Origin of the sequence: Parabacteroides sp. AF14-59, from assembly GCF_003479515.1 — a bacterium.
In the GTDB taxonomy this organism is placed as follows: domain Bacteria; phylum Bacteroidota; class Bacteroidia; order Bacteroidales; family Tannerellaceae; genus Parabacteroides; species Parabacteroides faecis.
Map to the genome: position 1 here is coordinate 1 of NZ_QUHH01000033.1, position 13326 is coordinate 13326.

The following is a 13326-nucleotide window of genomic DNA, read 5'->3' on the forward strand; positions in this document are numbered from 1 at the left end:
GTTTACACATTTTCTTTTTGTGATTGTGTAAACTTTTTTCAGTACAAGTCATAAAAAAGTTCATTTCCACCCGTCGGGAATGGAATAATAACTTTTCAGTAATCCATTGTCTTTATTTGTGCATGAAATCAAAGGCTGAATAAAATACAAAATAGAAGTGTTTCTCTCATTGGATTCGAATTATATGTTCAATAGGATTGATAGGCTGTTTTAATATTAATAATTAAATCCGAACTGCCACAATGGGATTACATTCATGTAGCCTTGTTCTATATTGTCTTTTACTATAAAACCATTTTCTATGCCTTGCAGCTGCTTTTGTTTTTTATTCTTTCCTCCTATTTCAAAAGTGTAACTTGCTATTTGAAAGTCAGAAACAGCCGAGGTAATAACATCTTGTTCTACACGCATTTGATTCAGGAAGAATGTCTCTCTGATGTTCCCTGTTTCTGATGTTTCTTGTCCTAAACAATACATTAAGGTAGGGTTGTCTAAATAGACTTTATCCACTTTGCCAAGTCCTCTGATACCACCAGTGTCATCACGTAATTGTGAGATTAGTCCGGCTTCTTCGAGATAAAGAAAATAATCGGATAAATTGTTGCGACTTACTCCTAACATGGCTGCAATACTACTCATATTGGGTTTGAATGGTACGCTTCGGGCTATGATTGTGAGTAGTTGCTTTAATTTTCGTGCTGTAGACACGCTCATTTCTGAATATTGCGGAATATCGACTTCCAATGTTTTATTTATTATTTGTTGCAAACGTATATAGAACTGATCTTCCTGGGAGAATGGATAATAACCTTCTTCCAGATAGGATTGGAAATAGGCATAAGGACGGAATTTATCAGGAAGCTCTATGCGGTGTTGCATGATATCAACCAATGGATAGACTGGTATCTCTATATGATGAAACATATTCAGGTATTCACGAAACGAAAGTCCTTGCATGGAATAGACAATAGCCCGTCGGCTCAGGTCTGCTGAGCCCTTGTTAATGTCGAGAATGGAAGAACCTGTAAAAAATATTTTCAGATCAGCATGATAGTCATACATCAGTTTTAACTCACGGGCCCAATCTTTGTATTTATGAATCTCGTCAATAATAAGGTGAGTTCCTCCTCGCTTTACAAATTCATCTGCTAACTCTACCAAGTGGTGGGCTGAAAAATATAAGTCATCGGCATTGACGAATAATGTTGTATTCCTATTCAGCTTCTCCTTGGCATATTGCAACATCAATGTTGTTTTTCCTACGCCACGTGGCCCAACCAATCCTAACAAACGATTGTTCCAATTAATACGGTCGAACATATATCGATGGAATGTGGTAGGTATGGAACGTAACATTGCATCGAAACTCATTTGTAACTTATCCATGAATCTTTAGTTTATTTCTGCAAATATAATGAATTGCACTATGAAAAGTGCAATTGTGTGGAGAATTCGCACTTTTTGTAGTGCGAATACATTGGATTGAACGGATGTTGAGCTTTTGCAGCTCATATGCACTATAAAAAACTCTGTATATTATAATTCTTACGTCAATGTCAAAATGTCACTACCCTACCGGCTAAATAGGATTAATATACCGGGTAAATGAAAATACCCGTGCGGGTAATATTTTTTAACGTATCAGAATGGTTTTCATATAGTAACTACTCAGCGCTCCCTTTGTTGATTTTATCTTGCTGGTTTGAAATGCTTTATTAAATTATCAAGACCGTGTATGCCTTATTTTTCGTATTGACAAAATGATAATTTGTGTAAAGAAAGGATTCATCTCCAATCAAAAAGTATTTTGCGTCTACGAAATGCGTTAGAGTATTATTTCAAATGTAATATTTGTATGATAGGATTATTGTCTTTATTTTTAAATTTTTTTGATTACATGCGATAAATGCTATCAGCACTCCGCACGAAAGTAATGTCCTTTTATTCATAATCCGATAATTTTAAAAGAATTCTACAATGCAAGGATTGTCATCTATTTGACAAATAATTTCGTTACCATCTCTATCAGTATATTGTTTTTCATTCTCTAAAAGTTGATCCGGTGTTAAATAGAGGAGTAGACTGTTTTCGCTGTCTCCTACGGTGATTGTGGAAACGAATGTACCATAAGAAAATTCTGTGGAGGTTGTCTTTCCGTCTTTTTCTATTTTGGTAATATATTTTTTACCCGCATAACACGTTTGTACCCAGAGTGTTCCGTTGAGTGGTATTATGTTGTTGATATAAGAACCCTTATTTGCTTCTCTGATAAACTCCATTTCGTATGTATTATATAATTCTAGTAATTGTATATCGGAGAGATAAACTTCGTCATTTGAAAAGATACCTTTATTAAAGGTTTCTGTTTTGGAGTCGAAAGCAATATAGGTATTTGATATGCCTAATTGAAAAAGATATTCGGAACCGTATTTCACAAATTGTACGGGTCTGAACATTAAATAGGGTATTTCTTTTTCGAGGTATTTGGATAGGATGTTTCCGTTTTTATCTGTCAATGTTAAAGAATGATCGTTTTGTCCGGTTACCAATAAGATATGGGAGTTGTCTAAGCGTTTGAATTTATGTATGATGAAAGGATAACTGATTTTGTTCAAAAAAGTGCAATCATTTGCGTCATAAATTTTTAGACTCTTATTGTCTGAAATCCAGATTTCAGTTTTTCCGTTTATTTCATACACATCGAAGTCTTCAATATGAAGATATTCTTCCGGACCTTGTCCCATTTTATTCAGTGAAGTAACAAATTTACCTTTCTCATTGAAGCACAAAATAGACTTTCCCGCTGAAGAAATATAATAATGACCGTTGAACTTTTTGATTTTGTTGATTTCACCAACCAAACTTTCTGGGGTTGTTTCTAGCGGTGTAATGGTATATTTATCGGTGAATAGATCTGCCCATTCGGGATGATCCTCTTTGGGAACAGTGAACTTTCCCAGTAAGGTGACTTGATGTTTCTGTTGGTTACAGGAACTTACGGAGAATAAGCAGAGTAGGATGTAGAATAATATACTAGTGTTTTTCATATCTATTTTTTTATATCTATGGTTATTAGAATCCAGTTGTTATTATCTGTGGATAGAGACGGTAGTATTTTTCGTATAGCCGGATAGTTGCATTTTATATTTTGATAGTGTTCTACCAGATCTTTTTCCCAAACAAGTAAATATAGTTTATCTTTATAAGATCCTACGAAAGGATTGATAAACCTTGATTGGAATTGATCGAATAGCCGGTCAAAAGAATATAGTAAATGATCTTTGAGATTGATGAAACAAAAATCTTCCCGTTTACCTTTTAATTTAAAAAATAATTTACCGGATGCCTGGTAAAAACTGTAACGATTATGAATGTATGTACGTTTAGTGATAATTTCATGCATTTCATGATCTTCGAAACCTTTGTCTGATTTCAAAAAATATCCGTGAAAATCAAGTGAATAGAGTGGGTATAATTTTTTTTGTTGGAAGTTATAGGAGTAGATGGTGTCTATGCGGGGTGGAAAAATGAATATATTATTATTGGTATCTGTTGTATGTAAATTATATGGAGTATAAGGCCATTCGTTTTTCCCCTGCATTGGCATAAAAAGTTTATTGATGGATTTGAAATCAGTCAAAGCCATAAAGTGCCCTTCAATGTTACCGCGTTCGTTGCATGTTCCTCCTGAGTAAACTAAAAAATTTTGTTTGTCGGTCGGAATAATATTTGCACAGGGGAAAGGCAGGGAAACTCTTTTAATAGGAGTTCCATCCAGTTTGAACTTATTGATTATTTTGAAACGGCTAACTACCCATAATTCTTCCAATTCAGGAATAACGCACATTGAATTGACCTGAAGTGCATCAGAAAAAGTGAGTTCCTTGATAAATTCGCCTGTGTTTTTGTAGATAGTCACACTTTTTCCTGCGATGGTACTTCCCATAAAGTATAGAAAATCTTTATGTTGTATCATATCTATACACTGTTCAAATAATTTGTTTTCTAATTTGGTGCAAGAAATATTCGTTACCAGACTATCAAAACAGATTGTTTGATAATGTGACATATCAATTCGGGTAACACCATTTTTTCCATTACAAAAGAATGAACAGGCAATGAAAAGAGTTAACAATATATTTGTCTTCATATTCTATTATTACATATTGCAAATATATAAAATATTACGATATGTTCGTAATGTTGTGATTGTTTATTTATTACGATTTTGTCGTTTTTGTTGTGTGGGTGTTTATATATTCCTGTTTGAAGTTAGTTTTATCAATCATAATGGATACTTTGTGTAAATATGCCCATTTCGTCAATTATAATTGATGAATTTGGAGAGCTCAGGTAACTGGCATAGGAATTTTGACTATCCAGTAATATCATCCTGATATTAATTGTTTTGGAGTTCTATTAGTTCCATTCTTCTGAAACTTAATACATTTTCATTAAACTCCGGATTTTGGAAATTGTTGTCTGAAATATATAATCCGTCTTCAAGCACGAAGAACATGACCGGGATGTAGGTGTTTTCCGGGAATAATGTTTCTCCGATTACTTGAAAATCTTTATCCAGGATCATAATGGAGAATTTTTTTCCGGTTTTCATCAGATCTGCAATATTATCCTGTTTGTTGAGTTCGCATGCCGGTTGAAAGAAGCGGTAGTAGACTTTCCGGTATTTATCGTAAATGATGTTTCCGTATGAAGCGTTTTCTATAGATTCTTTTTGGGTGGCCTGGATATCTAACGGATAGTTGTTTTTAGGCAGACCGTTTATATATTGGCTTTTGCAAGGATATTTTTTGAATGTTTGGTTGTCGTGGGTGACATAAATGGAGTTGCTGATGAAAAAGGAATAGACGAAATTTGTCCCGTCGTAATCTCTGCTACAGGTAAAAATACCGTTTTCGTTTTCAGTTTCCCATAATCTGGGATAAGTCAAAGGTGATTTTTCCGTCTGTTTTGTCTGCATATTGACTTTTATACAAAGAGGGTATCTTTCCAGAGCATCTCCATCGTATGGTTTATCAGAATACATAAGAGCCTGGTATAGATAAATGCAGGAATCCTGCACAATCATTGGAGCATAGACCTTTGATGTTGGTGGGTGGCAAAGGGCTATTTGAGTATCAGTGATCAGGTTGTATTTATCCAGGATTTTCCCATTTCTGTTTATTCTGGATATTTTGAATTGATCGAATATCAGAATATTATCGAGATCTATTACCGTATGCCCGATGAAACGTCCGATTGCTTCAGGACCTTCCTGGGCAATTTTAATTTTATGGGATAATTTACAGGAGTCGAGCCTGTAGAAGTTCAGTTCGTTTGTTTGTTCATTTTCGTAACTTAAATAAGGGATACCTTCCGGGCTCATGTAAGAAAACATCGACATACTATAGCAATTCGTATTATCATCTATCGGGATCACGATACACTCTTTGCCTGGTTGCAGGGAGTATATCTTCTTGTCCTTACTGTTTTTACTTCCCAAACAAGAGGAAAGTAAGATGCAAATTGCATAAGAAGACAATAGATATATCCATATATTTTTCATCATATTATTCTTTTAGTTTGTATAATACTAAAATAGGATTATTAAATTCATTTATATTTTTGTAATGTTCTATATTCAATTTACTTATATATCCTGGTGATATACGGTTGAGTTCTATTTGTAGCCAGCTAGCTTCAATAGGCATAATAAGTAGGTTTTCGTAGGAGGCGTAAGCTCCCCAAAAGCGTAATTCATTTTCTTTTAGAAGAGGGTTTGCTGCACTTAGCAAATGACATTTTTGTGTTTTTTTGTTGAAAAGCACACTATAAGTCTTGTTATTATAGGCAAATGATAGATGTAACCATTTTTCTGTTTCATGAAAATTTTCACAACTGATTACATACCTGCTAAAGTCCTCATAGGTTTCATGTTTATCTTTGTGCCTTCCTACAGGTAATTGGGAGGTATATGCATTTTTGCCAAAATTGAAAAAATATCGGGATGTAATTATCCCTTTGTTGTCTATTTGATAGATGTTATATTCTTTTAAATAAGGGTCAATGATAATGGTGTCTTTGTAATTTATAAATCTATTATGGGCTGTCCCTGTTCCGTGTTCAATAGGAAAATACCCTTTAATTATATTGAATTTGTCATCAACATGATACATCATATATCTTGTCTGTGCGTTATCATAATTCTTTATACCGGATACTCCACCCCAAAAATAATAACCTCCTACTGGAGAATGATAAAAGTGTTCTGCATTACAATAGGCGGTATCATTTAGTAGATCAAAATGTTTTGTATTCAAATGTTCGCCAGTGAGAGAATAGGTCAGTATTTTTTTGAAATCCAGAAGTTCTATGTTATTCTTATCTATTATGAAATCATTTATTTCCAGGAATTCTCCAGGTCCCTTTCCTTGGTCTCCGATTTGATATTTGAATTTACCATCCATCCCAAATACTAATAATTGTTGTCTGTTATTATTTATATATATGAGTGAGTCTGCTATCTTGATCATAAAGATAGAGGAGATCAAGCATTCATCTTTGGTTTCTAAGGGAATAAATGCAATATCGGAAAAGACTGAGTCGAGGTGGGATATATGTGTGAAATCTTCCGGGACGTTAATAATGCGCACACTATTATTAGTCTGTCCGTAGTCTTTTTCCGTTTTTTTTCCACAGGAAAGGACGATACATAGAATTCCTAATAAAATGATGCTATTGAGATTTCGCTTTTTCATATAAACACCGATTTAGAAAGTTTGATGTTGTAAATATAGAGATATTTACGAATGATTCGTAGTTCGGACTCGGGATTTCTGTTTTTTTAATATAAAGAGTATTTTATGAAACTGATTATCCAGTGGTTTCTGCTCTGGTAATCCTTCCGAGTTTTTCTTTGTTTTGGAGATTACTCTGATCAGTGAATATTTCAGGCTTGAACCATCGGCAGGTGGATTTTCTATATGCTCGATTTTGACTTCAATGACATATTCATAACCTTGCTCATATTCGAAACCCTCGATTGGGTCATACATGATTTTGTTCATAATCCGGATAACGAAATGTTGCATGGGTATAAAAAGAATTTCTTCTTCTTCTTATACCCGTCAATTTGTTGCAACAGACTTTATTATTGAATGATATTCCCGTCTATCGTAACGTCTTTACATTCCCGTGTTTTTATCAGATCCTCTAAGGTTAAGGCTTTGGGAGTCAGGAAAAGATTATCTGTGATTTTCAGACCGTTGACCGATTTGGCTGAAACGGCATCCGTTCCTGTCAACTGGAACCGGTTGTTCGTAATGGCGATATTACGATGTACATATCCCTCATTACGATCGTTTTCGGGAGCGATCAGGATGACCGGACCACCGCATTCGATAAAGTTATTGTTGCGGATGGTGACGTCGCGAGCCATACCCGATTCGAACCAGCTCCGGGCATCATCAGCGATCAGGATACCGCTCATTTGCATACGAAAGAAGGTGTTGTTTTCTATCAGTACTTTACGGCGGGTTGAAACGAGGATTCCACGGGTCGGGATACGGGCAAAGTAATTACCGCGAATAAGAACTTCCGGCGTGTAAGTGACATTTTCAACAACCAGTTCTTTTATCTCCCGGATATTTTGCGGAATATTCCTGTCGAGTGTAAGGAGGATTTCTCGCTCGTTCTTCATTTCTGCCTTTTTTACTTTGGCCGGGGCAAGGCTCATTAATGAATGAGGATCGATGAATTCGATCTCATTTCCCGGTAGAAATGACTGGAAGCCGTATGTCTGGTGATGCATGTATTTTACGGCTATCTGGTTGGAAGCCGGATAACCGGTCACGGCCAAATGTGTTCCGTGTATATTGATAGGATCATCGTGTGCGCCGAGGAAACGGGAATTTTCGATAGTTATTTTTCCTTTACATCCCGACATCTGTACGAAATCGGCAAAACCGGCGCAGGTACGTCCGCTCCCGGCTTCCGGCTCGAAAGTCAGGTTACGATAGGTGATATTTTCAGCCATTTGTCCGACGATTCCGAAGTTTCCCAGGAATGCCAGATGTACACCGTCCAGTGTGATATTTTTACTGTATTGGATCAGTCCGCAAGCCTGGTCGCGGATACCGTCGCGCATTTGGAATACCGTGCCCGGCTTGGCTTGCGGAGAATTGTCATATACGAAACGGAGCAGGTTAGGCTCTAGTTCGATGGCCTTACGAAGGTCGGGTAGCGGTGACCAGCTACGCCAAGTGATGTCTTTTTCTTTGTCGTAACTTTGGGCTATACCGTCGGATAGAGTCCAATTGTCGCCGACAAAGGCAAAATGACCGTCTTTGACTGTGTAACGCGATTGCGGATGGATGCGTACTGTCATAAAGTTGCTGCCTACTTCCGTTACGGTCAGTTCCGGGACTGTCGGGTCGGAGGCTGTTACCGTGAAATTGCGGAGAGTAATATTTTCGCATTGGTCGATAACGAAACTGGTCATCTCCCCATGTGTGACAAAGCGGGCACCCTGACCGTCTATCGTGACATTTTTCAACCCTTTCAGCCATAAACCGATATGTTTGGTCTGATCGGGGTTCTCCTTTTCTGAAGCTGTGTTGGAGATATGATATACTATCTGTGAAGAACTTTCACGGTGGAGGTTGTAATCTGCATTTTGCAGCTTGATGATGACGGCTTTCCCGTTGTAGTTCCGGGTTTGTTCGATAGCGGTCTGGAGCTTTTTCGTCATGTCTCCGTTTTCCGGTGCGACCCGGATCACCTGCTGGGCATTTACCGTAATGCCGATAAGGAGGCAAAGTGTAATAAAAATAGTTTTTTTCATGGTATGATTGATGAATTAAGAATGATAAACAGGTACAAATGTAAAGCGACTGTACCGGATTACCAAATAAAAGATATTGGATGATCGATTTTATCCTTATTTGAAATAGTATTTTACCAGACAGAAATTCGCATCTTCCGGTAAATCTTTTACTTTGTTGAACTCTTCGGCCGGAAGACTGTTGTGAAACGTTCCGATCTCTTCCGGAGATACGATGCTGATCATATATTCATCAGTGAATATACTTGTTTTCTTGATCTTTGCTCCCCCCTCCAGGGTGTCGAATACAAACGATTTCCCATCTTTTTTGCGATAGAAAACATTACACCATTTATCTATATTCCAGGTATTCAGGACTGTGTAATAATAGTCTTTATTTTGAAACTGCCGGAAAAAGCTGTAGGGTATTTCATGTGATTCTGTCAGTTGTGGAAATACATTAGGATCTTCTTTTACCCTTTCCTTGAAAGGTTTAAGGTTGATATTGGCAGGGCCGAAATCCCATTTATAGGCTAATTCCACGGTATCTTTTGTGAATCGGTATACTTCGTTGGCAAATTGTGTGGAAAAGTAATTTTCATTATTGTATTTGTAGAAGACATCGATACACATATTGGTCATAAAGTTATCGTCTGTTGTTTTCCAGAAGCCGCCGGTGACTTCCTCTTTATCCATATCATAGAATGTGACCGTGTTTTCTTCCGGATTCCCCAGCAGGGTCCAATAAGCGAACAGACCTTTGTCGATTTCTATCATATCCGTCTCTCCTCCGGCTGGGAGTAAATTTCTTTTTATAAACTGTCCGTCCGTAGTATAGGTGTGTATGGCGCCCATCGGACTTAATAGATGGATGAGGTTTTCTTCCGGTTTGACGATAGCTTCATAGATCAGGTTATATTCTCCGGGACCGTTGCCTTTCTTATCTATCTTGGAGAGATATTTACCTTGTTTGTCAAAACAGAAAAGTACACCTGCATCCATGTCATCGTCAAGAATATAATATTTATCGTCAGTCTCGATAATTCGTCCGATCGCTTTGATCAGGCATCGATCGTTTGTTTCCAAAGGGATCACTTCTATCTTTTTGAACAGGGTAGAGGCTGCTAATTTTTGAGGAGAGAGTTCCACCTGTAAAATTTTTTGTTCCGTTTTGCTGTTTTGTTTGTTACAAGAGAGTAGTAACATACAGAGTAGTGATATGAAAAAGTATTTGTTCATGACAGTAATTGATTTCATTGAGTAGGCTGCAATGTAGCCAAATATTTCTATTTTTGTGTTTAAACACCGTAATAAATTATGGAACAGCAGAAAACAGGCCTTTTACAGGCGATAAAAAATAAGATCAACGCATTTCTTCACGATAAAGAGTTGAAAGAAAAGCTGTATGTTATCATTTTTGAATCGGATACACCCAAAGGAAAACTATTCGATGTCTTTCTGATCGGTTTTATCATAATGAGTGTTCTTGTCGTGATCCTGGAGAGTGTAGTGACCTTTTCCGATCATTTCAGGTTGGCGCTTCAGATCCTGGAGTATGTGTTTACCGTTTTTTTTACTTTCGAGTATCTGGTACGTATTTATTGTTCGCCAAAGCCTAAGAAGTATATTTTCAGCTTCTTCGGTATTGTCGATTTGCTGGCTACATTGCCGTTATACCTGGGGTTTCTTTTTACCGGTGCACGTTATTTACTTATTATCCGGACATTCCGTTTGATCCGTGTATTTCGTGTATTCAAATTGTTTAATTTTCTGGAAGAGGGAAATCTTTTATTGGTTTCCCTGCGGTTGAGCAGTCGTAAAATATTTGTTTTTTTCTTTTTCGTCCTGATACTGGTGACTTCGATCGGAACGATCATGTATATGGTGGAAGGGACGCAGCCGGATACCCAGTTCAGCAATATACCTAATTGTATCTATTGGGCGATCGTGACCATGACGACGGTCGGTTATGGAGATATAACTCCGGTTACGCCTGTCGGTCGTTTTATCTCTGCCTGTGTGATGCTGATCGGTTACACGATCATTGCTGTTCCTACAGGAATTGTTTCTGCCACAATGATAAAAGAACATAAAAGACGGAGTGAATTGAGATGTCCTCATTGTTTTCGTGCAGGCCATGAAGAAGATGCCGGGTACTGCAGATTTTGTGGAGGGAAGCTGGACGATACGAAGTAAAATTATCGAACCTCTCTTTATTTTAACTATAAATTTTCACGAAACTTTCTATATTTGCCTGGAGAAAAGGGGAGGTATTATGAAAATTTCTATGAAAACACTACTGATCACGGTCGTGGCGGCTTTGATCATTTCTTTTGTATTTGTTATTTGCGGGTATTATTTGTTGGGTTCAGGAAGTTATCCTGTACTCTCTGCCGTTGTTTTGGGCATAGCATGGCTTCTAGCCCTTTGGTTATTGTTTTCTACTGTGTTCAGTAAAAAAAGGAAACGCGGACTGTTCTTGTTGATTTAATCTTTTGAATTACTGTTTATGTCTTTTAATGTGTCCTTTATAACGTACCATATAACACAGATGATCATGACCAGCATTATGGCACTTCCACCTACACTGATTATTGTTTTTATGTATTGATCCATCTTTTAATTTGATTAGGGTTTGTCAATTTTGTGATCAGTTGCTAAAGATAAGAATAAGATTTTCAATAATTCGGCTTTTATCAGAAAAAAACTATTGATATTTGTCTAATAATTAAATGCTATGTCAAGGATGAGGTTCAGAACCCGAATTACAAATAACATAAAGATATGGATAAGTTAATCAGAAATCGTGGATTACTTCTGTCATTGGGAAGTATGGCTGTTTTGAGCGGTTGTGCCCAACAGCCGCAGGAACAGAAAAAGCCGAATATTGTATTCATCTTTGCGGATGATATGGGGTATGGAGATGTTTCTGCGCTGAATGAAAATTCAAAGATACAAACAACGAATATTGACCGCATAGCAAGTGAAGGGGTTACTTTCACAGATGCCCATTCCAGTTCGTCAGTCAGTACGCCCTCACGGTATAGTTTGCTGACCGGACGGTACAACTGGCGTTCAGACCTTAAATCGGGTGTTTTAATGGGATATAATAAGGCATTGATTTCCCCCGACCGCAGGACAATCGCTTCCGTATTAAGGGATCAGGGATATCAGACGGCATGTATCGGTAAATGGCATTTGGGTTGGGACTGGAATAACATCGAGGCAGGAAAGGATAGCGTGGATTTCAGTAAACCGATAACTAATGGTCCGACAACCAGAGGTTTCGATTACTTTTATGGTATCATTGCCTCTTTGGATATGGCTCCCTATGTGTACGTGGAAAATGATATGCCGACAGCTTTGCCGGACAGGGAAACTGTAAATGATGGTATGAAATATTGGCGTAAAGGTCCGACCGCGTCGGATTTCGACCATGAACAGACATTGCCTAATTTTATTAACCGGGCAGTGGATTACATTCATGACAAATCGAAAGAAGACAAACCTTTCTATCTGTATCTTCCGTTACCGGCACCTCATACACCGATCCTTCCTATTAAGGAGTATCAGGGTAAATCCGGTCTGAATCCTTATGGCGATTTTGTCCTGATGGTGGACGATATGGTTGGAAAAGTGATGAAGGCCTTAAAAGAAGCAGGTGTAGAAGAGAATACGATAATCGTTTTCAGTACCGATAACGGGTGTAGTCCGCAGGCTAAATTCGATGAACTTCAGGCCAAAGGGCACTATCCCAGTTATATTTACCGCGGGCATAAAGCGGACTTGTTTGACGGTGGTCACCGTATCCCGTGTGTGGTTCGCTGGCCGGCCCGGGTGAAACCGCATGTAGTGGACCAGACGGTGTGTCTGACTGACTTTTTCGCTACATTTGCTGCGGTTGCCGATTATCAGCTGAGAGATTCGGAAGGAGAGGACAGTTACAATATTCTTCCTTTGCTGTTGAATGAAAAAGAAGGTGAGGTAATTCGTGAAGCCACTGTCCATCATTCTATAAACGGTGATTTCACGATTCGCAAAGGTGAATGGAAACTGTTATTATCTCCAGGTTCCGGCGGTTGGAGTTTCCCGAAGCCTGGTACGGATGATGAAGTGATCAAGACGTTACCGTCGGTGCAACTTTATAATATGCAGTCCGATCCGGCAGAAAAGAACAATGTATATGCCGAACATCCTGAAGTCGTTAAAGAGTTGAAAGACCTGATGATCAAATATGTCAAAGAGGGCCGTAGTACTCCGGGCACTCCGCAGAAGAACGACGGACCGGAGGTCTGGAAGCAGTTGAGTTGGATGGAATAATTCATAAATAACCAGCGATTGGTTTATATCCCGGGTAGCATTTTTGTTACCCGGGATTTTTTGTATCCTTTTCTCCTTTCCGCAAACGTTTGCGTAGATTTTCCCTTAAATCTTTTTCTTACAACTGTTAATACTGTATTTTTGAACCATTAAACGAAATGAATAGAGAACACTTATTAATTTCA

The 13326-nt window shown here is 37.8% G+C and carries 11 protein-coding genes; 3 read left to right on the plus strand and 8 right to left on the minus strand.

Annotated features, from left to right (window positions below; translation table 11 throughout):
• Positions 1–216 precede the first annotated feature (216 nt).
• From DWW23_RS23830 to DWW23_RS23865, 8 genes are all read right to left on the minus strand, one after another.
• Entirely contained in the window at positions 217–1386 is a 1170-nt protein-coding gene (locus DWW23_RS23830) for an ATP-binding protein (RefSeq protein WP_122356923.1), read from the minus strand.
• Between the two features lie 575 nt (positions 1387–1961).
• Positions 1962–3047: a 6-bladed beta-propeller gene (locus DWW23_RS23835; RefSeq protein ID WP_122356925.1), complete on the minus strand. Its 1086-nt coding sequence runs from the start codon at positions 3045–3047 to the stop codon at positions 1962–1964.
• Positions 3048–3049: 2 nt separating this feature from the next.
• On the minus strand, positions 3050–4150 hold the full coding sequence (locus DWW23_RS23840) for a 6-bladed beta-propeller (protein WP_233564438.1): 1101 nt from the start codon (positions 4148–4150) through the stop codon (positions 3050–3052).
• Positions 4151–4399: 249 nt separating this feature from the next.
• Positions 4400–5569 (minus strand): DUF4221 family protein, encoded by a 1170-nt coding sequence (locus tag DWW23_RS23845; RefSeq protein WP_122356926.1) that lies wholly within the window; start codon positions 5567–5569, stop codon positions 4400–4402.
• Position 5570: 1 nt separating this feature from the next.
• Positions 5571–6758: a 6-bladed beta-propeller gene (locus DWW23_RS23850; RefSeq protein ID WP_122356927.1), complete on the minus strand. Its 1188-nt coding sequence runs from the start codon at positions 6756–6758 to the stop codon at positions 5571–5573.
• A gap of 45 nt (positions 6759–6803) precedes the next feature.
• Positions 6804–7091, minus strand: a complete 288-nt coding sequence (locus DWW23_RS23855; RefSeq protein WP_122356928.1) for a DUF4377 domain-containing protein — start codon at positions 7089–7091, stop codon at positions 6804–6806.
• Positions 7092–7150: 59 nt separating this feature from the next.
• Positions 7151–8842 (minus strand): right-handed parallel beta-helix repeat-containing protein, encoded by a 1692-nt coding sequence (locus tag DWW23_RS23860; RefSeq protein WP_122356929.1) that lies wholly within the window; start codon positions 8840–8842, stop codon positions 7151–7153.
• A gap of 96 nt (positions 8843–8938) precedes the next feature.
• The gene (locus DWW23_RS23865) at positions 8939–10060 is read right to left on the minus strand and encodes a 6-bladed beta-propeller (RefSeq protein ID WP_122356930.1); all 1122 of its coding nucleotides are present in this window, start codon (positions 10058–10060) and stop codon (positions 8939–8941) included.
• 78 nt (positions 10061–10138) lie between these two features.
• Here DWW23_RS23865 and DWW23_RS23870 point away from each other — a divergent pair, with 78 nt between their 5' ends.
• The 3 genes from DWW23_RS23870 (at position 10139) to DWW23_RS23880 (ending at position 13141) form a co-directional block, all read left to right on the plus strand.
• Positions 10139–11017: an ion transporter gene (locus DWW23_RS23870; RefSeq protein ID WP_122356932.1), complete on the plus strand. Its 879-nt coding sequence runs from the start codon at positions 10139–10141 to the stop codon at positions 11015–11017.
• Positions 11018–11108: 91 nt separating this feature from the next.
• Entirely contained in the window at positions 11109–11312 is a 204-nt protein-coding gene (locus tag DWW23_RS23875) for a hypothetical protein (protein ID WP_122356958.1), read from the plus strand.
• A gap of 293 nt (positions 11313–11605) precedes the next feature.
• Positions 11606–13141 carry a sulfatase-like hydrolase/transferase gene (locus DWW23_RS23880; RefSeq protein WP_122356934.1) on the plus strand — a complete coding sequence of 512 codons (1536 nt, stop codon included), beginning with the start codon at positions 11606–11608 and terminating at the stop codon, positions 13139–13141.
• Positions 13142–13326 lie beyond the last annotated feature (185 nt).

Bases quoted from the DNA above. Each gene is read 5' to 3' on its own strand.
- DWW23_RS23830 (WP_122356923.1), bottom strand. From the start codon at position 1,386: ATGGATAAGTTACAAATGAGTTTCGATGCAATGTTACGTTCCATACCT.
- DWW23_RS23835 (WP_122356925.1), bottom strand. From the start codon at position 3,047: ATGAAAAACACTAGTATATTATTCTACATCCTACTCTGCTTATTCTCC.
- DWW23_RS23840 (WP_233564438.1), bottom strand. From the start codon at position 4,150: ATGAAGACAAATATATTGTTAACTCTTTTCATTGCCTGTTCATTCTTT.
- DWW23_RS23845 (WP_122356926.1), bottom strand. From the start codon at position 5,569: ATGATGAAAAATATATGGATATATCTATTGTCTTCTTATGCAATTTGC.
- DWW23_RS23850 (WP_122356927.1), bottom strand. From the start codon at position 6,758: ATGAAAAAGCGAAATCTCAATAGCATCATTTTATTAGGAATTCTATGT.
- DWW23_RS23855 (WP_122356928.1), bottom strand. From the start codon at position 7,091: ATGCAACATTTCGTTATCCGGATTATGAACAAAATCATGTATGACCCA.
- DWW23_RS23860 (WP_122356929.1), bottom strand. From the start codon at position 8,842: ATGAAAAAAACTATTTTTATTACACTTTGCCTCCTTATCGGCATTACG.
- DWW23_RS23865 (WP_122356930.1), bottom strand. From the start codon at position 10,060: ATGAACAAATACTTTTTCATATCACTACTCTGTATGTTACTACTCTCT.
- DWW23_RS23870 (WP_122356932.1), top strand. From the start codon at position 10,139: ATGGAACAGCAGAAAACAGGCCTTTTACAGGCGATAAAAAATAAGATC.
- DWW23_RS23875 (WP_122356958.1), top strand. From the start codon at position 11,109: ATGAAAACACTACTGATCACGGTCGTGGCGGCTTTGATCATTTCTTTT.
- DWW23_RS23880 (WP_122356934.1), top strand. From the start codon at position 11,606: ATGGATAAGTTAATCAGAAATCGTGGATTACTTCTGTCATTGGGAAGT.